General features: G+C 38.7%; 20 protein-coding genes and 1 tRNA gene. 5 read left to right on the top strand and 16 right to left on the bottom strand.

The annotated features are described in order from the left end of the window. Positions 1-235: 235 nt before the first annotated feature. From rpsO to AAEY62_RS07545, 7 genes are all read right to left on the bottom strand, one after another. Positions 236-505: a 30S ribosomal protein S15 gene (rpsO, locus tag AAEY62_RS07575; RefSeq protein ID WP_007585509.1), complete on the bottom strand. Its 270-nt coding sequence runs from the start codon at positions 503-505 to the stop codon at positions 236-238. A gap of 153 nt (positions 506-658) precedes the next feature. Continuing rightward, positions 659-1,618 carry a tRNA pseudouridine(55) synthase TruB gene (gene truB / locus AAEY62_RS07570; RefSeq protein ID WP_197237002.1) on the bottom strand — a complete coding sequence of 320 codons (960 nt, stop codon included), beginning with the start codon at positions 1,616-1,618 and terminating at the stop codon, positions 659-661. Beyond that, on the bottom strand, positions 1,602-2,087 hold the full coding sequence (gene rbfA, locus AAEY62_RS07565) for a 30S ribosome-binding factor RbfA (protein WP_007585506.1): 486 nt from the start codon (positions 2,085-2,087) through the stop codon (positions 1,602-1,604). Before rbfA ends, truB begins: the two co-directional genes overlap by 17 nt. A 156-nt stretch (positions 2,088-2,243) precedes the next feature. Beyond that, on the bottom strand, positions 2,244-4,904 hold the full coding sequence (gene infB / locus AAEY62_RS07560; RefSeq protein ID WP_007585504.1) for a translation initiation factor IF-2: 2,661 nt from the start codon (positions 4,902-4,904) through the stop codon (positions 2,244-2,246). Between the two features lie 25 nt (positions 4,905-4,929). Next, complete coding sequence (gene nusA / locus AAEY62_RS07555) at positions 4,930-6,429, bottom strand: transcription termination factor NusA (RefSeq protein WP_007585502.1); 1,500 nt, start codon at positions 6,427-6,429, stop codon at positions 4,930-4,932. A 39-nt stretch (positions 6,430-6,468) separates the two neighbouring features. Then, on the bottom strand, positions 6,469-6,924 hold the full coding sequence (gene rimP / locus AAEY62_RS07550) for a ribosome maturation factor RimP (RefSeq protein WP_002958482.1): 456 nt from the start codon (positions 6,922-6,924) through the stop codon (positions 6,469-6,471). A gap of 281 nt (positions 6,925-7,205) precedes the next feature. Then, a tRNA-Met gene (locus AAEY62_RS07545) sits at positions 7,206-7,282 on the bottom strand. 430 nt (positions 7,283-7,712) lie between these two features. Between AAEY62_RS07545 and AAEY62_RS07540 the strand changes: the two genes are divergently transcribed. Together AAEY62_RS07540 and AAEY62_RS07535 are read left to right on the top strand one after the other, a co-directional pair. After that, complete coding sequence (locus AAEY62_RS07540) at positions 7,713-8,174, top strand: globin domain-containing protein (RefSeq protein ID WP_007585499.1); 462 nt, start codon at positions 7,713-7,715, stop codon at positions 8,172-8,174. Positions 8,175-8,365: 191 nt separating this feature from the next. Next, positions 8,366-9,922: a cryptochrome/photolyase family protein gene (locus AAEY62_RS07535; protein ID WP_101164005.1), complete on the top strand. Its 1,557-nt coding sequence runs from the start codon at positions 8,366-8,368 to the stop codon at positions 9,920-9,922. A 60-nt stretch (positions 9,923-9,982) separates the two neighbouring features. Here AAEY62_RS07535 and AAEY62_RS07530 read toward each other — a convergent pair whose 3' ends face one another. Beyond that, positions 9,983-10,429 carry an Hsp20 family protein gene (locus AAEY62_RS07530; RefSeq protein ID WP_007585496.1) on the bottom strand — a complete coding sequence of 149 codons (447 nt, stop codon included), beginning with the start codon at positions 10,427-10,429 and terminating at the stop codon, positions 9,983-9,985. Between the two features lie 302 nt (positions 10,430-10,731). Here AAEY62_RS07530 and AAEY62_RS07525 point away from each other — a divergent pair, with 302 nt between their 5' ends. Next, positions 10,732-12,105: an IS4 family transposase gene (locus AAEY62_RS07525; RefSeq protein ID WP_121955487.1), complete on the top strand. Its 1,374-nt coding sequence runs from the start codon at positions 10,732-10,734 to the stop codon at positions 12,103-12,105. 49 nt (positions 12,106-12,154) lie between these two features. Here the strand turns inward: AAEY62_RS07525 and AAEY62_RS07520 are convergent, their stop codons facing one another. From AAEY62_RS07520 to AAEY62_RS07485, 8 genes are all read right to left on the bottom strand, one after another. Continuing rightward, positions 12,155-12,685, bottom strand: coding sequence for a redoxin domain-containing protein (locus tag AAEY62_RS07520; protein ID WP_350634752.1), 531 nt, complete (start codon positions 12,683-12,685; stop codon positions 12,155-12,157). Between the two features lie 112 nt (positions 12,686-12,797). Beyond that, complete coding sequence (locus AAEY62_RS07515) at positions 12,798-14,195, bottom strand: sigma-54-dependent transcriptional regulator (protein WP_101164084.1); 1,398 nt, start codon at positions 14,193-14,195, stop codon at positions 12,798-12,800. Positions 14,196-14,204: 9 nt separating this feature from the next. After that, positions 14,205-14,579: an Hpt domain-containing protein gene (locus AAEY62_RS07510; RefSeq protein WP_350634751.1), complete on the bottom strand. Its 375-nt coding sequence runs from the start codon at positions 14,577-14,579 to the stop codon at positions 14,205-14,207. Between the two features lie 108 nt (positions 14,580-14,687). Beyond that, positions 14,688-15,500 (bottom strand): putative bifunctional diguanylate cyclase/phosphodiesterase, encoded by an 813-nt coding sequence (locus AAEY62_RS07505; RefSeq protein ID WP_225305785.1) that lies wholly within the window; start codon positions 15,498-15,500, stop codon positions 14,688-14,690. 427 nt (positions 15,501-15,927) lie between these two features. Continuing rightward, a complete protein-coding gene (locus tag AAEY62_RS07500; RefSeq protein WP_024591629.1) occupies positions 15,928-16,218 on the bottom strand; it encodes a hypothetical protein in 291 nt (96 codons plus the stop codon). 336 nt (positions 16,219-16,554) lie between these two features. Further along, positions 16,555-19,365, bottom strand: coding sequence for a PAS domain-containing hybrid sensor histidine kinase/response regulator (locus AAEY62_RS07495; protein ID WP_101164082.1), 2,811 nt, complete (start codon positions 19,363-19,365; stop codon positions 16,555-16,557). Next, entirely contained in the window at positions 19,358-19,966 is a 609-nt protein-coding gene (locus tag AAEY62_RS07490; RefSeq protein ID WP_024591631.1) for a cysteine hydrolase family protein, read from the bottom strand. Before AAEY62_RS07490 ends, AAEY62_RS07495 begins: the two co-directional genes overlap by 8 nt. Positions 19,967-19,988: 22 nt before the next feature. After that, a complete protein-coding gene (locus AAEY62_RS07485; RefSeq protein ID WP_010554674.1) occupies positions 19,989-21,026 on the bottom strand; it encodes a response regulator in 1,038 nt (345 codons plus the stop codon). A 257-nt stretch (positions 21,027-21,283) separates the two neighbouring features. Here AAEY62_RS07485 and AAEY62_RS07480 point away from each other — a divergent pair, with 257 nt between their 5' ends. Next, on the top strand, positions 21,284-21,547 hold the full coding sequence (locus tag AAEY62_RS07480; RefSeq protein WP_007585470.1) for a GrxA family glutaredoxin: 264 nt from the start codon (positions 21,284-21,286) through the stop codon (positions 21,545-21,547). Between the two features lie 160 nt (positions 21,548-21,707). After that, positions 21,708-23,573, top strand: a complete 1,866-nt coding sequence (locus tag AAEY62_RS07475; RefSeq protein WP_007585469.1) for a DEAD/DEAH box helicase — start codon at positions 21,708-21,710, stop codon at positions 23,571-23,573. Positions 23,574-23,661 lie beyond the last annotated feature (88 nt).

The raw sequence follows: 23,661 nt of genomic DNA, 5'->3' as shown, positions 1-23,661 counted from the left end.
AGATAAACCTTTTTACCTACGCGCATAGTATATACCAAAGCTGCTTCAAAATGCGAGTCTAGCTACTAGATTTAAGCTGGGCTAATGAGTGGGTAAATACAACGATGCTTGATAAGCTATGAAATAGGAGTTTTACAATATAATTCAATAGGTTTATATATTTGTTTTATTTTCAAACACAAATTTTAGGCACAAAAAAAGGAGCTAAAAAGCTCCTTTTTCTATAATCTAGTTCTTAGCGACGTAGGCCAAGTTCTTTGATTAACGCAGTATAACTAGTGATGTCTTTACCTTTAAGGTAATCAAGTAGTTTACGGCGAGTGCTTACTTTACGAAGCAGACCACGACGTGAGTGGAAGTCATGCTTGTGATCAGCAAAGTGACCTTGAAGCTTGTTGATGTCAAAAGTAAGTAATGCTACTTGTACTTCTGATGAACCTGTATCGCCTTCTGCACGTGCAAATTTAGCAATGATATCGATTTTTTCTTGATTGCTTAGTGACATAGTAACTCCAAAAATTAAATTTAAAAGGTGTCTTAGCCGATCACTAATTCAGCCAAAACGATTAAGCGGGCGTATTCTACCAACTGTAGGAATAACTACAAGCTAATTATCCCCAACTACAACTAATAAGCCACCGTTAGGCACATTAGTTGCTTATTCAGGCTTCACGTAATCGTCTTGCTGACTAGCAAGACCACGTTTAACCTTTAAATGACCGTTTGAGTTGCGCTCACCAGTACCAATAAATATATTATCCGCAACAACTTTAATTGCACCATCAGGTAAAGCGATTGATAATTCTACAGCTTGCCCGTGACTAAAAATTCCCCCTTGTTCTTTTGTAATTTCAACAACGGGTAAATCAGTTAAAGCAGTATCAATTGGTAGCAATAGCGAGTCTAAATAAGTTGAAGGCGCAAGCTCTTCTTCTTTCGCTTTAGCAAGCAACGTTTCAATCTCATCAAGCGAGACCATTTTATCTGCCGGATACTGACCAACAGCGGTTCTGTGGAGCATAATAACGTGTGCGCCACAGCCTAGATTTTCGCCTAAATCATCAACGATAGTACGAATGTAGGTCCCTTTAGATACATGGGCCGTCATTTGTAATACATTGCTTTGCTCATCAAATTCGTCAAACGATAAGCTAAACACGTTTATTTTTCTGCATTTACGAGGAACTTCAATACCTTCGCGCGCGTACTTATATAACGGTCTACCTTGGTACTTAAGAGCTGAGTACATTGACGGATATTGTTCAGACTCACCAACAAAAGCAGCTATTTCTTTTGTTAGCTGTTCACGCGTAACGTTCACATCTTTAGTGCTAACAATTTCGCCATCAGAATCTGATGTTGTTGTACGCTCACCCAGTTGTGCACGAACTATATAGGTTTTATCTGTATCGAGTAAAAACTGCGTAAACTTAGTCGCTTCACCAAAACAAATTGGCAGCATACCTGTAGCAAGTGGATCTAAAGCACCTGTGTGCCCAGCTTTTTGCGCAAAATAAACACTTTTTGCTTGCTGTAATGCTTTATTTGATGAAATGCCTTCAGGTTTGTTTAACAACAAAATACCGTCAACTGCACGGCCTTTACTGCGCTTTGCCATCTGTATCAGTGCCTTCTTCGCTATCTGTATCGTCTACGTGATCAGTACCTTCTTCGCTATCTGAAACATCAGCAGCATCAACACTTTCTACGTCTTCATCTACATGCTTTGCGTTATCTTCGCGGATAATAGAATCCACTAAGTTAGAAATACGCATACCTTCCATTAATGAGTTATCAACTACAAACTTTAACTCAGGCATTATACGTGCACGGATACGCTTACCAAGTAACGAGCGAATATAGCCCGTTGCTTCATTAAGTACTTTTGCGCTTTGCTTTGCTGCGTCTTCATCTTGTGTGTTAAACACAGTAATGAAAATTTTGGCATAAGATAAATCGCGCGATACTTCTACCGCTGACACTGTCACCATACCTAAGCGTGGATCTTTAATTTCGCGTTGTAAAATTACAGCAATCTCTTTTTGGATTTGCTGTGCAACACGATCAGTGCGAGAAAATTCTCTCATTATACTTGTCCTAAAATAATAACTTATTGAAATTAAATAATAAGTTAACTAAATAATGGATATGCAAATGGGGGCTAAGCCCCCATTTAAAATCTTAGCGTAGGGTGTGTAGAACGTCCGGCGTTAACCTGAGCGTTCAATACTCCCTAGTAACAATTATAGAGTACGTTGTACTTCAACTGTTTCGAATACTTCGATTTGGTCACCAACACGTACGTCATTGTAGTTCTTAACGCCGATACCACATTCCATGCCGTTACGAACATCAGCAACATCGTCTTTAAAGCGACGAAGTGACTCAAGTTCACCTTCATAGATAACAACGTTTTCACGTAGTACACGGATTGGAGCGCTACGTTTAATAACACCTTCAGTAACCATACAACCAGCGATTGCGCCAATTTTTGGAGACTTGAATACGTCACGAACTTGAGCAAGACCAATGATTTCTTGTTTAAACTCTGGCGCTAGCATACCTGACATTGCTTGTTTAACTTCGTCAATCAAGCTGTAGATTACGCTGTAGTAACGTAGGTCTAAGTTTTCAGTCTCGATAACTTTACGAGCTGAAGCATCAGCACGAACGTTAAAGCCAACTACAATTGCGTTAGACGCTGCAGCTAGTGTTGCATCAGTTTCGGTAATACCACCAACACCTGAACCAACAATCTTCACTTTCACTTCATCAGTAGAAAGTTTAGTTAGTGAATCAGAGATTGCTTCGATAGAACCTTGAACGTCTGCTTTAAGTACCACGTTAACTTCAGAAACATCGCCTTCAGTCATGTTAGTAAACATGTTTTCAAGCTTAGCTTTTTGCTGACGTGCTAGTTTAACATCGCGGAACTTACCTTGACGGTATAAAGCAACTTCACGCGCTTTACGCTCATCTTTAACTACAGTCGCTTCGTCGCCTGCAGCTGGAATACCAGAAAGACCTAAAATCTCAACTGGAATAGATGGACCAGCTGACTTAATGTCTTTACCGTTTTCATCGCGCATTGCACGAACACGGCCATACTCAAGACCACATAATACAATGTCACCTTGGTTAAGCGTACCAGATTGAACAAGTACTGATGCTACTGGACCACGGCCTTTATCAAGACGAGATTCAATAACAACACCAGCCGCCATACCTTCAGTAGGTGCAGAAAGCTCTAGAAGTTCAGATTGGTTCAATACTGCTTCAAGAAGGTCGTCAATACCTAAGCCAGTTTTAGCTGAGATATGAACGTACTGCGTATCGCCGCCCCATTCTTCTGGAATAACGTCTAGTACAGCAAGTTCGTTTTTAACACGATCTGGATCTGCGCCTTCTTTATCCATTTTGTTTACTGCGATGATTAAAGGAACGCCAGCTGCACGAGCATGCTGTACCGCTTCTTTAGTTTGTGGCATAACGCCATCATCTGCTGCAACTACTAGGATTACGATATCAGTCGCTTTAGCACCACGAGCACGCATTGAAGTAAATGCAGCATGTCCTGGTGTATCTAAGAAGGTGATCATGTGACCGTTTACATCAACATGGTATGCACCAATATGCTGTGTAATACCACCGGCTTCGCCAGAAGCAACCTTCGCAGAACGAATGTAATCAAGAGTTGATGTTTTACCATGGTCAACGTGACCCATTACAGTTACTACTGGAGCACGTGGCTCTGACTTACCATCTTCGTGGCGGTCATTAAGTACTGTTTGCTCTAATTCGTTTTCTTTAACAATGATAACCTTGTGACCCATTTCTTCTGCAACTAATTGTGCAGCTTCTTGGTCAATCACTTGGTTAATAGTAACCATGTCACCCATTTTCATCATTGTTTTAACAACTTCAGCGCCTTTAACGGCCATGCGTGATGCAAGCTCAGCTACTGTAATTGTTTCGCTAATACGCACTTCATTTTTAACATCAACAGTTGGTTTTTGGAAACCATGTTGTAATGATGCAGGTGCTTTTAACTTAGACTTGTTACGGCCTCTTGACGCTGCAAATTTATCTTTTGCTGGCGCTTTTTTCTTTTTCTTAGCACGGCGTGTACCTTGCTCATCACGAGCATCGGCAACATCTTCTGCTTCACGTGCATAAGTAGAAGTCGTAAGATGGTGATCCGCTGTTTCTTCGCGTTTCTTACGTTCTTCTTCTTCTTTCTTCCAGCGTGCCGAGTTTTCTTCAGCTAGCTTTCTTGCTTCTTCTGCTTGACGTTTCGCTTCTTCTTCAGCTTTCTTCAATGCGGCCTCTTCTGCTTCTTTTTGCAGACGCTCAGCTTCTATGCGATCTTTCTCAGACTTAGCACTTTGCTCTGGGGTCATCTGCTTTTGTTTCGCTTTACGCTCTGCATCAGCTTTGCGTTTAGCTTCTTCTTTGGCTTTACGGTCGGCTTCTTCTTTCGCTTTGCGTTCTGCCTCTTGTTTCGCTTTTAATTCTGCGGCTTCTTGGTCAGCTTTTTGCTGCTCTTCAAGACGCACTTTTTCTTCAGCAGCTAAGCGAGCTTGCTCTTGTTCTTGTTCCATTGCGCTTTTCTTCACGTAAGTACGTGTTTTGCGAACTTCAACTTGAACATCTTTTGCTTTACCAGTAGAGCCCGTAACACTTAAAGTGCTTTTGCTCTTACGTTGTAAAGTCATACGCGCTGGGCCATCTGAACCTGTACCGCCATGATGCTTGCTTAAATGATCAAGTAACGTTGCTTTTTCAGCTTCTGTTACGTTATCAGTTGCTTGCTTAGTGATACCTGCTTGTGAAAACTGCTGTAGCAATTTATCAACAGTCGTACCTATATCGCCGGCTAGTTTTTCAACATTTACTTCTGCCATAGTGTGTAATACCTCCGTTAATAAATTACTCGTCTGCAAACCAACAAATGTTTCGTGCAGCCATAATCAGTTCACCCGCTTTTTCAGATGAAAGTTCTGTGATATCAACTAATTCGTCAATACCTTGCTCTGCCAAGTCTTCAAGTGTAACAACACCCTTGCTTGCCATAACAAATGCTAAGTGACGCTCTAAACCTTCAAGCGCAAGTAAGTCTTCAGCTGGCTCTGCGCCATCTAAGCTTTCTTCCGTTTTAAGTGCTTTAGTTGTCAATGCATCTTTTGCGCGTGAGCGCAGTAAATCTACAGTCTCTTCATCAAGACCATCAATTTCTAAAAATTCAGACGCTGGTACATACGCCACTTCTTCAAGTGTCGAGAAACCTTCGTTGATAAGTAATGATGCAAACTCATCATCAATTTCTAAATTTTCAGTGAATAAGTTAAGTAACTTATCAGATTCAGCTTCATTTTTAGTACGCATGTCTTCAACAGTCATTACGTTTAGTTCCCAGCCAGTTAACTGACTTGCTAAACGAACGTTTTGACCATTACGACCAATTGCTTGCGCTAGGTTATCTGCTTCTACAGCGATATCCATTGAGTGAGTGTCTTCATCCATTACGATTGAAGCAACTTCTGCTGGCGCCATTGCATTGATAACAAATTGTGCCGGGTTGTCATCGTAAAGTACGATATCAACACGCTCACCGCCAAGTTCTGACGATACAGCCTGAACTCGTGCGCCACGCATACCAACACATGCACCAATTGGGTCAATGCGTTTGTCGTTAGATTTAACAGCAATTTTAGCGCGTGAACCTGGATCACGTGCTGCTGCACGTAATTCAATCATCTCTTCGCCAATTTCTGGCACCTCAATGCGGAATAATTCCATTAGCATTTCAGGTTTAGAGCGCGTTACAAATAATTGTGCACCGCGTGCTTCAGGCTTAACTTCATATAAAAGACCACGGATACGGTCACCCGGGCGGAAGTTTTCACGTGGTAACATGTCATCACGATAAATTACCGCTTCTGCGTTGTTACCTAAATCAAGTACGATTGCATCGCGAGTTGCTTTTTTAACAACACCCGTTACCAGCTCGCCTTCTTGATCTTTGTATGCTTCAACAACTAAAGCGCGCTCAGCTTCACGTACTTTTTGTACGATAACTTGCTTAGCCATTTGTGTTGTAATACGGTCAAATTTGATTGAGTCGATTTGCTCTTCAACATAATCACCCATTTGCAAATCAGGTTCTTCAACCTGTGCTGCTTCTAGAGTGATTTCGCTGTATGGGTTCTCTAAAGAACCATCTTCTAATACAGCGGCAATCTGCCAACGACGGAACGTATCGTAATCACCGGTTTTACGGTCAATTGCTACGCGTACTTCAATTTCGCCATCGTGTTTTTTCTTTGTAGCTGTCGCTAAAGCGAACTCTAGAGCTTCAAAAATCTTTTCTTTTGGAACCGCTTTCTCATTGGAAACGGCTTCAGCAACCAATAATATCTCTTTTGCCATGGGTAATGCCTCGCTTGCCCTATTCCTTCGCACTCGAATTTAAAACTTCGCGATTAAATTCGCACGTTCGATGTTACTAAGCATGATCAGATGCTCTGCACCATCGCTAGATAGTGTGATCATATCGCTGCTAACTGCTACTAAGTCGCCTTTAAAATTACGACGACCATCCTGTGGAAGTTTAGTACGCACGCGTACTTCCTCTCCTTGCGCCTGCTCGTAGTGATCTTGTTTGAATAATAGACGATCAACACCAGGAGACGATACTTCCAAATCATATTCATTTGTAATTGGGTCTTCGACGTCTAAAATCGCACTAATTTGGCGACTTGCATCCGCACAGTTATCAACTGAGATCCCATCCTCATGAGCAATATATACTCTTAAGGTAGAATGGCGACCCGCTTGCACAAATTCAAGACCATGCAATTCAAAGCCTAACATTTCTACCGCAGGCGTTAACATGGTTACTAAATCTTGTTCAAGTTTTGTCACGAAAATCCTCCATACAAACAAAAAAAGGGCTTATAGCCCTAAAATACTGAGTTTAAGTTTTAATTTGATGACAATTGCCACAAATCGCAAGGTGCAGATACAACAACGCCCCGAACCAAGCGGGGCGTCACACCAATAAAGCATAAAACTGTGTGGCCTAGGGCCAAGCTTGGTTGCGAGTCAGTAAACTGACCTAATTAAACTACATAGTCTAAAACGCAAAACGCGCATTACTTAGAATGCGCGATATAAATTAGTAAGGTAATACCTACTAGTAGAATTGGTTGCGGGAGCCGGATTTGAACCGACGACCTTCGGGTTATGAGCCCGACGAGCTACCAGACTGCTCCATCCCGCGCCAATAGATATCAAACTTTAAATTTAATATCGCTGTTAGCTGTTTTACAACATGCTAAACAATGGCCGCTATTATAAGGATGTACGGGATGATTAGCAACTATAATACGCAATTAGTTTGTAAAATTTCCAATTCGTCAAGATGCTAATTTAATGTATATATAAGTAACATAAGTAATCAATCAATTTTATAAAATGCTGTCTCTAAATTATTAAATATTACAGCTTATTATTTTTGAGTGAAAATCAAACAAACTAAATTTGAGCTACCTTAGTACCTTCTAGATGCTTACAATTTACTAGAAAATAAATTGATATAACTAAAACCCATACTTTAACACTAAAAAAACGTGCAGAATTTTATCTGCCCGCTATAATCAATTTTATGCCACTTAATAATAATAGTTATTACTCACTGCAGCGAGATAAAAATGAACCAACAACAATCAGCATTGTTAAATAACTTAACAATTATTAAGCCAAATTTTCATGCATTCACGGCTCGATTTCACAGTAAATTGGCTGAATCTAGCATTGAAATGAATTACCCAACAGCCTTACAATTTAACGAAAAGAGTTTTACCCTTTTTTGTGTGTTAGAGCGAATTGTTAAACATTTAGATAAGCCAGCATCGGTAGCTCCTTTTTTAGCACATCATTTAATGTACCTAAAAAAAAGCAGTGTTTCGCAAAGTGACATTGCACTATTATCTGATGCGTTTTACGAAACCCTTAAAGAGCACCTTGGTAAACACTTTACTCCTGAGAGCCAGCTCGCTTGGAAAAAAGCCCTTAAATATTTTGAAAACTTTGCCAGCAATATTCTATTTAATGTATCTAATGTGGTTTCGTTACAACAAAAAATGCAGCAAAAGCAAAGTAATAAAATTTAAATATAAAATTTTAGGGGTGGCAATTTAACTTACTTAACCTCCCCATTAATTAAACTCATTTGCACACCATGATCCAACACGCCTTTATTGCCTTGATAATCGGTTAAGCCTTTTTGCTCTATTCACTCGTAGTTAAATAGTAAAACGATCCTTTAATTAAATACGTCCGTATAAAAAAATTTGGCTTTACTATGACCCATCACAAAACACTCAGACTAATACTAGGCGATCAGCTAAACCCATCTCATTCATGGTACAAGCAAAAAGACGACGACACGCTTTACCTCATCGCAGAACTAAAACAAGAAACTGACTACGTTAAACATCACATTCAAAAACTGTGTGCTTTTTTTAATGCTATGGAAAACTTTGCAACTGCATTAAACACGGCAGGTTTTAATGTTTTGTATTTAACACTTGATGATACCGATGACGACAAGGACTTGATTGAATTACTCAAGCGAGTTGCCGATAAATACCAATGCGACTCTATTGAATATCAATACCCTGACGAGTTTAGGCTAAAATCTCAATTAGCTAAGTTTAAAAGTGATAGCTCATTAAATGTAATTGCTACAGATACTGAACACTTTTTATTACCGTTCACCGATATAAAAACACGCTTTACAAAAAACAAGCATGTAACAATGGAGCACTTTTATCGTGCTATGCGTAAGCAATTTAATATATTAATTGATGATGCAAAGCCAACTGGTGGCAAATGGAATTTTGATAGTAATAATCGTAATAAATTTTCCAAAAAAGACTTAGCCGACATCCCAGAGCCTAAGTTATTCAATACTGATGTTAGCAGCATTATTTCTCGTTTAAATAAACACAACGTCGCTTATTTGGGTGAAATAAATGAACATTCACTGGAGTGGCCAACAACGCGTAAACAAGCGATTGAATCTCTTGAATACTTTTGTGAGCACTTACTTAGTCGCTTTGGTCACTTTCAAGATGCGATGACAGATCAAAGTAAAAACAATACCAGCCTGTACCATAGCCGTTTATCGTTTGCCCTAAACGCAAAAATACTCCACCCGTTATATGTAATCAAACGTGTAATAAGCGAATACGAACAAAGACCCAATGAAATATCCCTCTCGCAAGTAGAGGGCTTTACTAGGCAAATATTAGGCTGGAGAGAGTATGTACGTGCCATTTATTGGATTAACATGCCCGACTACGCAGTTAAAAATCAATTGCAAGCCAAAAATAAACTGCCATCTTATTTTTGGAACAGCTCTACAAAAATGAATTGTCTAAGCCACTCACTCAAACAAAGCCTTGAAACCGCTTATGCCCATCATATTCAGCGCCTAATGGTTATTGGGAACTTTTGCATGCTTACAGGTATTAACCCTGATGACGTAGACAACTGGTACTTAGGCGTTTATATAGATGCCATAGAATGGGTAGAAATGCCCAACACTCGAGGCATGAGCCAGTTTGCCGATGATGGAATAATTGCAACAAAACCCTATGCTGCAAGCGGTAACTACATTAATAAAATGAGCGATTACTGCAAAAGCTGTCAGTACGATGTTAAACAAAAAGTAGGAGATAAGGCCTGCCCGCTAAATAGCTTGTATTGGCATTTCATGAATAGACACAGAGACAGGCTAGAGAAGAATCCACGTATTGGTATGGTATATAAAAACTGGGATAAACAAGATAAAACACTTCAAGAACAAACGCTGCAACAAGCAACCTACTACCTTAATAATTTAGAAGCGCTTTAAGTAAAAAAACCGCCTCAAATGAGGCGGCTAAATAATCAGGGGAATATGTACTTTAGAAGACTATTTACCTTCTATTAGATTGCTATTACCAATTTCTATTTTACGTGGTTTAAGTGCTTCAGGAATTTCACGCTGTAACTCTATGCTCAATAAGCCGTTAGCTAAATCGGCACCAAGTACTTTTACATGGTCTCCAAGCTGAAACTTACGTTCAAAGTTACGCTCTGCTATACCTTGATGAATAAACTTACGTTCATTATTTTCATCTTTATTAGCTTTAATACCTGCAACTTTTAATGTGTTGTTTTCTGACTCAATGGTCAATTCACTATCACTAAAACCGGCAACGGCCATAGTGATTCTGTATTTGTCTTTATCGAGTGCTTCTATATTGTAAGGAGGAAAACTCGGCTGCTTGTCTGTATTAGCTGCCGCATCCATAAGTGATGCTAAATGTTCGAAGCCGATAAATGAACGATAAAGTGGTGATAAGTCTACTGTACGCATAATAATATCCTCATATTTAAGCGATATTTTGCATGTGCTTTTCTATTGAACAAGCTCAAGCAAAGTTTAACTAATAATATAAATTTCAATTGTTTAAGTTTAATTTAGGACCCATCAGGCGTCCTACTTAACTATATATGGACGGTAAAATTGTTTTCAAGTAAATTTATTAAAAATAAATAAAAAAGGCACTGAAGAGCTGTCTCTTATACACAAATCCCTGCTAAGAAATTAGCGGGGATTTTTTTGAACTAAATCTCAATGTCATGATCAGATCTTCAAATCTTGTTTGAGGGCACATTATGATTAACGAACATACTCATTGGGCAAAACAACAATTCGGTAAATCGGACTTAGGTGATCCAAGAAGAACAGCGCGTCTGGTAAAGTTAGCATCAACGCTTGCAAATGAACCAGGAAAACCACTTGTGAACATCACTCAATCCCCCGCCGATATGGAAGGTGCCTACCGCTTTATTCGCAACGAGAATATTGACGCAACGGCTATAGCAGAGTCAGGCTTTAAAGCCACGGTTGAACAAGCAAAAAGTCATAACTTATTGCTCGCATTAGAAGACACGACCACACTAATTTATAAACATTCCTCCATTCGAGATGATTTGGGTCATGTCGGACGAGGAGCAAAACAACGAGGCTTGTTAGCTCATAGCGTATTACTGTTTGCGCCAGACACAAAGCAAGTTGTGGGATTAATTGAACAGTCTCGCTGGAGTCGTGATATCAACACGATTGGAAAAAGAGAAAAACACGCGACGACTTCTTACGAAGAAAAAGAAAGTTACAAGTGGGAGTCAGCGTCACGAGCGATGGCAGAGCGGCTGCAAGGACAAATGGCGAACGTGATATCGGTGTGTGACCGCGAAGCGGACATCTACGAATACTTGCAGTATAAACTGACCGAGCAGCAACGATTCGTCGTACGCTCGATGCAAAGTCGTCATATTGAAGAAGGTGAGGATAAGCTCTATGCGTTTGCAAGCGAGCTGATGAGTGCAGGCACCAAACACATCCACATTGCACAAAAAGGAGGAAGAAAAGCCCGAAGCGCAACACTGGATATCACCTATGCGCCAGTGACACTCAAAGCGCCTTACAATAAGAAAGGACGCTCCCTCCCAGTTTACTATGTCGGCTGTGCAGAGAGAGGAAACGCTGAGAACGGCTTAAGCTGGCACCTATTAACCAGTGAACCAGTCACCAGCAAAGAAGACGCCTTAGCTATCATCACCTACTATGAGCACCGTTGGCTTGTAGAGGAATACCATAAAGTCTGGAAAAGTGATGGCACGGATATCGAAAGTTTACGCCTTCAAAGCCAAGATAACATGGAAAGATTGGTGACGATTAATGGCTTTATTGCGACGCGAATATTGCAACTAAAGTTCACCAATGAGCAGCCTGATTCTCCAAGTTGTGAACAACTGTTATCTCCCAAAGCATGGAAGTTATTGTGGTTAAAGAGAATAAAAACACCATTGCCTGAAACTGCTCCAAATATGTCATGGGCGTATCAGGAACTGGCAAAGTTAGGAGGCTGGAAAGATACCAAGCGCACAGGGCGTGCATCTGTGAAAGTGTTGTGGCAAGGATGGCTTAAGTTACAAGCCATCCTGGAAGGCTACGATTTAGCAAAATCTCTTGAGTCAGACTTGTGATCAAGAGACAGCTGAAGAGTGCCTTTTTTGAAACCATGTAAAATGAATACTATTTAATAAATGTGCCCCGGATTGGATAGTCGTTTTCTCTTGAAAACTTAATTCCACCTAGCAGTTGCTCTAAATCAGGACGAACAAACGGGCTGTTTGATATATCGACCATTTGAAGCTGATTTTTTTCATTAAGCACATAAATCCCTGGTTCAGCAAATGGATGATCAGTTTCTGCACCACTGCGAGGCTCGCTAATATGTAGCCCTAAATCAGTCATTTGTTCGATTGTTAAACCATAGTAAATTGGGAAGTTAATATCTATTTTTTCAAGATGTTTATTAAGCTGCTCATGGCTATCACCACTTACTGCAACCACTTCAACTCCAGTCTCTTTAAAGTCTTTATGAACTTTAGCAAGCTCGTTGAGTTGCGCAGTACATTTAGGGCGGTGCTGGCCTCGATAAACAACAATCATTTTCCACGGAGAGTCACTTATTCTGTCAACTAAATCTACCTTTTTCTCATCAACATCACTCACTACTAGTGATGGCATAATATCCGCAGGTTTTAAACTAGTGTTACTCATTGCGATCTCCTTTTACTATTTCAGATTAAAAATTAATTTTGCTCTTACACATAGAGTTTAGGGTAACTTTTATTAATTCAACCTAAAATTGCAATTAAAATCTATTAAAGCTTTAAGACCATCCCTTTATTTTTCTATAAATGGTAGATGCACTTACCCCTAAATAAGCAGCAGCAAGAGGAATGTTGTCTTCGCAGCTTTTGATTGCGTTTTCAATAGCCCTTTTTTCAACTTGCCATAATGGTTCTATATCGTGAACCGACATAGGAGATAATTGAACACTCTGATCGTTTGTATTGTGAATTGACTTAGTTGAGCTTGAGTGTTTTACAGCGCCTAGACCAAATGAATTTGGTAGCATATCTCTTTCTATTACATCGCCATCATTAATAACGACTGTATTTTCAATTACATTTTGCAGTTCGCGTATATTTCCTGGCCAATCGTAATTACAAAAAAGCGCCTTAACTTCATCAGAAAAGCCAATAAAATGTTTAGCGTTGCTATCGCTTTTTTGTTTTAAAATATACTCAGCGAGCAGTAAAATATCGTTTCCGCGCTCCCTTAAAGGCGGGAGCTTTACGGGGATAACATTTAAACGATAATATAAATCTTCTCTAAAGCGCCCTTCTGCTACCTCTATTATTGGATTTCTGTTGGTTGCACATACCAAGCGAACATCGCTGTGTAATACCTCGCTGCTACCAACCTTGCTAAATATGCCGGTTTGTAAAAAGCGTAATAACTTAGCTTGTAAGTTAAGCTCCATTTCACATAGTTCATCTAGAAATAACGTACCGCCGTTGGCCACTTCAACAGCGCCCTTTCGATCGCTTAACGCCCCACTAAACGCACCTTTAACATGACCAAAAAATTCAGACTCAAATAATTCGGTTGGTATAGCGGCGCAGTTTATTGCAATAAAAGGACCTTGGCTGCGAGGGCTCGAATCATGAAGGGTTTGTGCGCATACTTCTTTACCGGTTCCACTTTCACCTGTAATAAATACGCATGCTTTGCTTCTAGCTGCGCTATCTAGCAATCTAAAAACGGTTTTCATTGCGAGTGATTCACCAACAAAATCTTGGCTTTTATCACTGCTTTCAACCAAAGGTTGTACTTTAGTTTGCTCTTTGGGTGTTAACGCACTTTCTACTGAGCTAATAAGTCGCTGACTTGTGAAGGGTTTTTCTAAAAAATCAAAGCCACCTAAACGCATAGCTTCCACTGCAATATCAATAGAACTATTTGAGGTGATCATGACTACATTAGCAGGATTTTTTTGTTTATTTACAAATTGTAAAACTTCAAGCCCACTTATATCAGGCAAACATACGTCTTGTACTATCACCGCAGGCATTTTTTCTTTAATACCGACCAACGCAGAATACCCATCTGCGAAATGCTTACATTCAAAACCTACTTGCTCTAGCTGACTTGCGTACAAAGCACCACTTGCGATGCTATCTTCAACTATATAAACAAGACCTTTACCCATTATATCTGACACGGCTTTCTCCTAGATAGCTATACTCTTACTCATTATTTGATATGCATCTCGGGTTTTATCCAAGTTATGCTTAATAACAAGCCCTGCGTGCAAATTTTCTTCTGTGGTTGGTGGTGGTGAATCGTGTAACTGTGTTGCCAATGCAGCTAAAGGAGCGGCTCCATATAAAGCAGCCGAGTTTTTCAAAACATGCATTATTTCTCTAATTTTTATAATATCTGCATTACTAATTGCCGTATCTAATTGGTTAGCCATAGTAGCTAATTCATCGATAAATAAGTTTACTAATCGAGCTAAAACGCTTATTCCAACATCCTTTTCAAGTTGAATTAAAACGTTTAGCTCAGTAATACTTTTATCGATAAACTGCTCTGATATAGGCATAGATAACCTTTGTGTAAGTTAAAGCTTCGTACACTAATAAAATGTAAGAGTTGTAGTTTAAGAGTAATTTATTTTTTGCATTTTGCAAATCAAAATGAATATAAACAATTACAGAGCCCAGGTATCAATACTTTTTGTTAATGTTTGCGGTTTATCGAGCAAGTACCCCTGAGCAATATCACAACCAAGTTGTTCTAATATTTGTAATTGCTCATTCTCTTCAATGCCTTCTGCTACAGTTTGTAAGCCCAATCGCTGAGCCATCGCAATAATTGCACTACATAACGTAAAGTCTTCATTATTAGTTGCAATACCACTTACAAAACTGCGATCAATTTTTAAACCATCAATATCAAATTGACGAAGTAGACCTAAAGACGCGTACCCAGTGCCAAAATCATCAATCCACACCTTTACGCCTTCTTTATGGAAGTTTTCAAACGCCTTAGCTATTTTATCAGGACTATGAATGAGCGCTGTTTCCGTTAGTTCTACTTTGATGGCCTCTGGTGGTATTTGGTGCTTTTCTAGCAAAGCCATTACTTTTGAAAACACATCACCATCTAAAATTTGTACCGGTGAAATATTTAAAGAAACAGCAATATCTGTCATACCAAAATGTCGCATCTGTTTTAGATCAGACAAACATTGCTCAAAAATCCAGTCACCTAATTCTAAAATCATTCCCGATTGCTCTACATGCGGGATAAACTCATCAGGGCCAACAATGCCAAAGCGCGGTGATTGGCACCTTACTAGCGACTCAAAGCCGACCAACTTTCCCGTTCCTAATGATACAAGCGGTTGATAAACCATTTTAAAATAATTATTTTGCATTGAATCAGACATGATTCTTTCTAACTCATGCCATCTTGCGAGATTGACTGGGCTTTCCGATTCTAGGTATTTAAACGCACTCATGATTTTGCTCCGTTTTTCACTCTTAGTGACTTATTATAATGAGTAGCAATTTACAGGCCATTTTAAATGTGGAAAAATAGAAATAAAAACCAATAGATTCAGGCGGTTAAATTGGAAGGTTAAAAGATTTTAGTTCTCCCACTTTATTCGCATTTTGCAATTCAGTTTGCTATGCACCTAAATTGGCAAATGAGCGCTTAATCGAGCCTATAAAGCACAGATAAGCCAGTTAATAGCTGCTACTAAAGCTAGTGTTAGCAATTGTAGGTGAGAAAAGAGAAAGCTTTGATAAAACTCTGTCTAAGTTAAGCACAATCTAAATTTAAAAGCATATAGCTAATTTTATAGGGAGGGATAGAAAGTTAAAACGGTGGTAGGAACATAAAAAAACGCAGGCAACTATAAATAGTTACCTGCGCAAAAGTCTCTAGTTTGAAAGAGTGTCATTATTTTCGTTTTTAGGAGCAGTTACATGTTGTGCATAGTTAGTATTTTGCGAGTCAAATGTATTACTCATCAACTGTGCGTTTTCAACATCAGCTTGTGTAAAAGTAATTGGCTGTATATCTGCCAACGGTTCAATCGAATCGCTACCTCGTAAAACTGTAATACCTATTATTAAAGTGGCAACAAGCAAAATAGACAAAACCATAATTTCAGGTGTTAGTACCCAATTGTTACCTTTAGGCTGTTGTTTAGCTTTTGTGTTTGTTTGCATTTTGCACCCCTTAAAATTTAACTAAATTCGTCTTGATTTGATATTTAATATGTTGCGAAAGCCGTGCCAACTAAACAAAAACAAACGAAAGATAAAATAAACAACAAAATCAAAGTATTAAAAAAATTAAAAATGTAATTTAGAATCCAAAAATAATTCGTAACGTTGTATTTTTATTTTGAATTGCAATTTGCGAATCAAATTGAAAAACCATAATAAAAACACTCATTAAATACTAAAAAATAAATTTAACTTACTCCTAAAATACTAGGTTAATTTCTTCGTTTATCAAGTTTTATGCAACACAAACCCACTTTTTATATTGTTCTTCATTGCTCAGCTCAGCTTTTCCCACACTTGCGCTAAACGAGAGAGCTTTAAATGTTTAGATTCAATAACCTGCTCTGGGGCATATTTATCAAGCAATAAATAAAGTGTCTCACTTACAATTGGCTTAGCTAAGTAATCATTCATCCCCGCTTCTATAAATCGCTCTTTATCACCATGAATTGCATTTGCTGTGAGCGCTATTATAGGGGTGACTATACCTAACTTTCTGATTGCTTTAGTTGCAGAAATCCCATCGAGTATTGGCATTTGGATATCCATAAAAATAATATCAAGTTTATTGTTTTTAGCCTTGGTTATTGCCTCTTGCCCATCACTAGCAATATGTACCCGACAGCCTTTTTGCTCTAAAAACTGCCTTATTACTATTTGATTATTAGTATTATCTTCAGCAACCAATACATTGGTCCCATTCAACTGAGTTAACCCTGAAGGGCTTTCTAAGGCTTCTTTTTGTTCACGATTAGTAAATATAATATCTAAATGAAATAACTGCTCTTCCAATAAACTAATTGCTCGCGGTACATGCGATACTTTAAAAGGGCCATTTAACCTAAGCTCTCTATCGTTAAGATTTTGCGGTAATAAGTTTTCACCTAGTAAGTCTAGGATAAGTAAACACGGTGAATTAAGGGAGTTATATGTATTTATACACTCGCGTGTTTGGGCTAGCGTTGGAGGATCAGTTAATACAATTGCATCAGGAAAACTATCATACTCAGGGATATCTGGGCATATTTCATAGTGCTCAAAAGCGATAGAAAACCGAGTGAGTGTGTGCTCCAACGCGGTTTTTAAAATTTGGTTATGTCCTACAATCCATACTCTTGGCTTTTTACTTCGTGCTGCAAACCCCTCTCGCAATATTGAGTCGGTTGTGTCTATTTGTAACGGGTAATTAACGATAAACTCACTCCCTTTATTGAGCTCAGAGTTAACCGAAATATCTCCCCCTACTACATCACAAATTTGCTTACATATAGCAAGGCCTAAGCCACTACCACCATGTTTTCGGGTAATTGAATTATCTGATTGAATAAAAGGCATAAACATACTTTCTATTTTATTTTTTGCGATTCCCATTCCAGTGTCTTTTACTGATAAATGAAGATTTAAATTATTGGCTCCAATGTAAGTACATCTAACGGTCACCGTTATTACGCCTTGCTGAGTAAACTTAATCGCATTGGCTAATAAATTAATGGCTATTTGCCTTATACGTGCATGATCACCAATTACTTGAGCGGGGACATCAGGATAAAAATCAAAAACAACCTCAAGCCCTTTTTGCAAAGCGCTTTGGGAAATTATATCTATTGCTTCTTCAATACACGTATCAATACTAAATGGCTGATTATCGAGTGTTATAGCTTGTGCTTCAAAACGCGAATACGTTAATACATCATCCAATACACTCAGTAATGCATCAGAGCTTGTTTTAATCATTTGTGTGTAACGCATTTGCTCAGAAGTTAAACCGGTATGATGCAAAATATCTGCAGAGCCAATAACGGCATTTAATGGCGTGCGAATTTCATGGCTAATATTTGCCATAAATCGGCTTTTAGACTCAGCTAATGTTTCTGCCTGATGTTTAGCTTCAAGCAATATTTGCTCGCTTTCAATACGTTCTTGTATATCAACAAGTGTTGCGGCAATAGATAACAAATCGCTTTCGTAGCCACCCACAATGGGAGTAAGTGTCATTTCAACCCAATTATTTATGCCTTGTGCATTAATCAAACGTATATCAAAGCGACGTATATCACGCTTACCTTGTTTATAATCAAGCAAAGTGCTACTAATTTTTTCTACATCTTCTTTTGCTATAAACTTAATTATAGGTAAGCCAAGACTCTCATCTACACTGCTGTGTAAGACGCGTTGCCATGCTTGATTTATAAATAATAAATTGCCAAATGTATCAAGGCGTAAAACAATATCAGGAATATTATCGACGACAGAGTGGTAGTTATATTCTATCTCTGCCATTGCTTGTTCAGCTTTAACTCGCTGCGTAATATTAGTTTCTATAGCGATAAAATGCTTTACTTTACCTTCATCATCTCGCACTGGATTTGCATCAATAGCAACCCAATAAACGTTACCATTTTTATCGTAATTTGTGGTTTCAACTTGAAAAGGAAGCCCATTTTTTACAGCGTGAGACATAACCTTACGACTTTTTTCACATGTTTTTGGCCCTTGCAGTAATTGACCTGGGCTAGTGCCTATAACCTCATCACAGGTGTAACCTGTAAGTACTTCAAAACTATTGTTAACCCACTCAATTACGCCAAATTTATCTGTAATTATTACTAAGTTATTTGTATGGCTTGCAACAAGCGATAAGCGTTTTACATATTTTTGTTGTTGTGTGAGCAATAATTGAGAATCTTTATGACGTTGAATGTCATAGAACGAGCCTATAAAGCCGCTTTTTTCATCATAAACTAACCTTAACTCAAACCAGTTCATGAGCCCGATGCTGCTTTTAATTTGTATTTCTACACTGGGAGCCTGCTTCCCTTCTAGTAAACAACAGCTGTATGCGACAAAATGCATAATATCATCGCAATTCATTAACTTAGTAATATTGGAGCCAATTAATGAATCGGTTGAGTAACCTAACTTCTTCTCCCAAGCTTCATTAATATAAGTAAAATTCAAATGTTTATCACACTCAAAAATACACTCATCTAAAATAGCTAATAGCTTTGCTTGACGTCGATTACTATTGGAAAGTTTTTCAACTAGTGCATATTGGATTTGAACTTGTAGCTCATCATTATTATTCATGATCTCTCCAATACTTTATAAAAGTATTACTCTCACAAACTCGTGCATAAAGAAGGGAAACCTTTTCACAGTAGAATGCTTGTTCAAAAGGAGTGCGTCTCGGTGTGCAGTCACTTAAAATAGTGGCATTAGAACCACGTGCAACAGCAGTGCGCACAGTTGAATCAATACAGATAGAAGACACAGTACCCGCTAAAATTATATTAGTGGCCCCATGTTTTTTGATGTTTTCGGCTAAATCTATATGTGTAAAAGCATTTAAACTTCTTTTCCCAAATACCACCTCTATAATATTACTAAAAAGGTCTAGCTGCTTAATGGTTTGAGCACCGTACGAACCCGCTTTAAATGCCCCCACCGCAATGACTTTTAATATACCAATCGGATTTTTAAGCTCGCTATAGTTTTGCGTAAAGTGAATGGGTGTATTAATAACTAAAGCAAATTGCTCTGCCCAGAAGGTCAATAAATAGAGTGTATTTTCCCCCACGCCAGTAATTCTTGATGACTCTTCAACCTCGTCATACAAAATACCTTTTGGCAAAAAGTAATTGTTTTGAAAACCAATTAAAATAGGTGCTGTCTTAGAGAAATCATCCATAACTCTCTCCTTATTAATCAATTTAAGAGGCTAACTGCCAAGGTTTAATAAATTTCTCAAGTACCGCTTTTGTCACTGGCTTCTGTAAATAGTGAGTAATTCCTTTATCAAACAACTCAGCTATTTGCTCATCGCCTGTTAACCCCGTTAAAATAACTTTAGGAGTATTGTTATTAGGTGTATTTTGCCTAACTAATTGCTGCGCCACATCGCTACCAAACATTCCTGGCATACGCTCATCTAAAAGTAGCAAGTCAAATGGTTCATTTTGAGCAAGTGTTAATGCACTGGCACCATTTTCTGCACACGTTACTAAGCAGCCCAGCATTTCAAGCATTACTTTTGTAGCAATTTGGCTCGGTAAGCTGTCGTCTGCTACTAATACCGATAAACGTGTTTGTGTGTGAAATGTTGTTAAAATAGTAATTAAGTCGGTATCAAAAAATGGCCAGCCTAATATTTTTTTAGATAGTTTATGAGCTTGGCTCAGCTCGTAAATGTCGTTAATAGAGCACAACTTTATGTGTGTATTTAAGCTGTCACTATTTAATTTATCAATTAATGCGTTACCACTAAGATGGCGTAAATCCTCTAGCTGTGCAGACTCTCTAAGCGTGCTATTAAATAATTTAAAATTTAAACCAAAACGATCGTGAGTATTAGCTGACATTTTTAAACAGCTTTTGAGTAACGCTTCGCAATCAGTTAAAACGTCTACATTTTGTCTAACATCAAGCGCTAAACTAACAGACTCTTTAGTTGCTAAGAGCCCGTGAAAATCCAACGTGTTTACTTGTTCAGAATCATCAATCTGATAGTGAATACTAACTCCCTGAATATTTGCTTCGAGGTTAAGTAAAAAGCACTGCTTTACTGCTGCTAGCGCCGGAGTAAGAAACGCCTCGCATTGTGCAATCATTTGCTCTGGCGGAATTTGCAAACAGACGTAGTTACATTGCAACTTATTGATTAAGGTAATAGAGAATTTTTGACTTTGGGTTTCACAATATTTACCTATTACTCCTTGGATAATTTCTAAAACGTGACTATTAATATTCATAAAGCATTCTCGTTAACCCAATGTATAGCTCTATATCATCAAGTTATGTGCCATAAATTAATTCTTGTAAACACACTTGCATTCATAGACTTAAGTATTAGACAAACAGGGCTCTGGTTTTTCATTCGCATTTTGCAAATCATATTGCTATGCATAATATGATTTATGCTTTTATTAGAATGGTGCAATCGATTTTTTTCTCTTTAAATAATTTTCCATTCATTTAAACTGATATTAATCAAATTGAGGAGAAAGCTATGTTAACCGTAATTTTTGGCCGTGAAGGTTGTCCATTTTGTGTTCGTGCGAAAGATGTTGCTGAGCAATTATCAAACGAACGTGATGACTTTAAATTTCGTTACATCGACATAATTAAAGAAGGTATAAGTAAAGCCGACCTTGAAAAGTCAGCGGGTAAGCCTTGCCCTACTGTTCCACAAATTTTTGTAGACCAAAATCACATTGGTGGATTTACAGAATTTGAAGCTTACGCAAAAGAAAACCTAGGCTTGTATAAATAAGCTTTGTATTAAATATGTTAACCAGTTTAATAAACCCTACATTGAGCTGGTTAAATTTCGACCAACATCAAACACATACAAATTAGTTTCAATTTATACAAGCATTTGCCTCGCGAATCCTATATAATGCGCGCCTCTTTAAATTCGTTGAGGCGTATTAATGTCAGAACCAGTCACGTTTGAATCTCTAAATCTTTCTCCTGCAATTTTGAAGGCAGTTGAAGAGTTGGGTTACAAGACACCATCTGAAATCCAAGCTCAATGTATACCGTTATTGCTAGAAAGAAAGGACGTACTGGGACTAGCTCAAACGGGTACAGGTAAAACCGCAGCATTTGCACTGCCATTACTAAATAATATTGACCCGTCTGTGAAACAGCCACAGATCCTTGTACTCACACCAACACGTGAGCTTGCGATCCAAGTTGCTGAGGCATTCGAACAATATGCTAAACATGTTCGTGGTATTGAAGTATTGGCACTATATGGTGGCCAAAGCTACAGTATCCAATTAAGCGCACTTCGTCGTGGCGCTCAGGTTATTGTTGCAACTCCAGGTCGTTTAATCGATCACATTAACCGTGGCACTATCAAGTTTGATGCTCTACAAGCACTTGTACTTGATGAAGCCGATGAAATGTTACGTATGGGCTTTATCGATGATGTAGAAAGCATCATGGAAAAAACACCGCGCGAAAAGCAAACATGTCTTTTCTCTGCGACTATGCCTAAGCAAATTCAAAACATCAGCAGCAAGTATATGAACAATCCTGAACAGGTTCATATTTCTGCGCGTAACTCTACAGTATCATCTGTTGAGCAAGTGTTTTGGAATGCAAGCGTACATAAAAATAAAGCTATTGTTCGCTTCTTAGAAGCTGAACAGTATGAAGGTGCTATTGTTTTCGTACGTACGCGTAACGATACAGTACAACTTGCTGAGTTATTAGAGCGCGAAGGTTTCTCTGCTGCTCCACTTAATGGTGATATGAACCAGCAAGCACGTGAACGCACTGTAGAACGCTTAAAAAGCGGCATGCTAAATGTTGTTATTGCAACAGACGTTGCTGCTCGTGGTCTAGATGTTGACCGCTTAAGCTTAGTTATCAACTACGATATCCCACAAGATTCTGAAGCCTACGTTCACCGTATCGGCCGTACAGGTCGTGCTGGTCGTACTGGTAAAGCAATCTTATTCGTAAAACATAACGAACGTTATTTACTTAAAAATATCATTCGTCATACGAAGTCTGAAATTGCACAAGTTGAATTACCAACTGCAAAAATCGTTGAAGAAAAACGTATTGAAGCGTTACAAGCAAAATTAACTATTGCGCTTGAAAACAAAGATATTACATTCTTTAACGAGATAGCTACTAATATGGCTGAAAAACTTGAACTTCCTCTTGAAAGCTTAGCGGGTGCGTTACTGTGTTTAGCACAGCAACAGTCTCCAATTAAAGTTGAAGAAGTTAAGATTCAACCTCGTGAACGTAACGAGCGTAACGATCGCAACCCACGTAGTAACGACCGCAATGATCGCGGTGGTGACCGTGGACGTCGTAACGAACGTGGCGGCGAACGTGGTGGTGAACGCGCTGAGCGTAAACCTCGCGAACGTAACAGCCGTGATGCAGGCCCTATGGATACTTACCGTATCGAAGTAGGTCGTGAACACGGTGTTCAGGTTAAGAACATTGTTGGCGCTATCGCTAACGAAGCTGACATCTCAAGCAAGTTTATTGGTGATATTCGTTTACACGACAATCACAGTACGGTTCAATTGCCGCAAAACATGCCTAAAGATGTACTTGATCATTTCCAAAAAGTGTTTATTTGTAAACGTCCTATGGGCTTAACAATTACACAAGATCAAGGCCCTGCTGAGCCACGTGCAGAACGCTCTGAGCGTCCAGCTGGTGACAAAAAGCGCACCTTTAGTAAAGATAAAGACGATAGCCAACGCGGTGATAAGCGTACTGGCCCTCGTAAAGAACGTCGCCCAGTAAGCTTCACAGCTAAATAAGCAACGACTCTTTAATAAAAAAACCTTGCCACGAAAGTGACAAGGTTTTTTTGTGTCTGTAACATGAGAAAACTAGTTAACCTGAACT

It is taken from the genome of Pseudoalteromonas sp. GW168-MNA-CIBAN-0100 (assembly GCF_040309225.1).
GTDB classification, from domain to species: Bacteria; Pseudomonadota; Gammaproteobacteria; order Enterobacterales; family Alteromonadaceae; genus Pseudoalteromonas; species Pseudoalteromonas arctica.
The sequence above is the reverse complement of the archived record's forward strand: the minus strand, read 5'-3'. Positions and strand labels throughout refer to the sequence as shown.

Bases quoted from the DNA above. Each gene is read 5' to 3' on its own strand.
- rpsO (WP_007585509.1), bottom strand. From the start codon at position 505: ATGTCACTAAGCAATCAAGAAAAAATCGATATCATTGCTAAATTTGCA.
- truB (WP_197237002.1), bottom strand. From the start codon at position 1,618: ATGGCAAAGCGCAGTAAAGGCCGTGCAGTTGACGGTATTTTGTTGTTA.
- rbfA (WP_007585506.1), bottom strand. From the start codon at position 2,087: ATGAGAGAATTTTCTCGCACTGATCGTGTTGCACAGCAAATCCAAAAA.
- infB (WP_007585504.1), bottom strand. From the start codon at position 4,904: ATGGCAGAAGTAAATGTTGAAAAACTAGCCGGCGATATAGGTACGACT.
- nusA (WP_007585502.1), bottom strand. From the start codon at position 6,429: ATGGCAAAAGAGATATTATTGGTTGCTGAAGCCGTTTCCAATGAGAAA.
- AAEY62_RS07540 (WP_007585499.1), top strand. From the start codon at position 7,713: ATGAACCAACAACAATCAGCATTGTTAAATAACTTAACAATTATTAAG.
- AAEY62_RS07535 (WP_101164005.1), top strand. From the start codon at position 8,366: ATGACCCATCACAAAACACTCAGACTAATACTAGGCGATCAGCTAAAC.
- AAEY62_RS07530 (WP_007585496.1), bottom strand. From the start codon at position 10,429: ATGCGTACAGTAGACTTATCACCACTTTATCGTTCATTTATCGGCTTC.
- AAEY62_RS07525 (WP_121955487.1), top strand. From the start codon at position 10,732: ATGATTAACGAACATACTCATTGGGCAAAACAACAATTCGGTAAATCG.
- AAEY62_RS07520 (WP_350634752.1), bottom strand. From the start codon at position 12,685: ATGAGTAACACTAGTTTAAAACCTGCGGATATTATGCCATCACTAGTA.
- AAEY62_RS07510 (WP_350634751.1), bottom strand. From the start codon at position 14,579: ATGCCTATATCAGAGCAGTTTATCGATAAAAGTATTACTGAGCTAAAC.
- AAEY62_RS07505 (WP_225305785.1), bottom strand. From the start codon at position 15,500: ATGAGTGCGTTTAAATACCTAGAATCGGAAAGCCCAGTCAATCTCGCA.
- AAEY62_RS07500 (WP_024591629.1), bottom strand. From the start codon at position 16,218: ATGCAAACAAACACAAAAGCTAAACAACAGCCTAAAGGTAACAATTGG.
- AAEY62_RS07495 (WP_101164082.1), bottom strand. From the start codon at position 19,365: ATGAATAATAATGATGAGCTACAAGTTCAAATCCAATATGCACTAGTT.
- AAEY62_RS07490 (WP_024591631.1), bottom strand. From the start codon at position 19,966: ATGGATGATTTCTCTAAGACAGCACCTATTTTAATTGGTTTTCAAAAC.
- AAEY62_RS07485 (WP_010554674.1), bottom strand. From the start codon at position 21,026: ATGAATATTAATAGTCACGTTTTAGAAATTATCCAAGGAGTAATAGGT.
- AAEY62_RS07480 (WP_007585470.1), top strand. From the start codon at position 21,284: ATGTTAACCGTAATTTTTGGCCGTGAAGGTTGTCCATTTTGTGTTCGT.
- AAEY62_RS07475 (WP_007585469.1), top strand. From the start codon at position 21,708: ATGTCAGAACCAGTCACGTTTGAATCTCTAAATCTTTCTCCTGCAATT.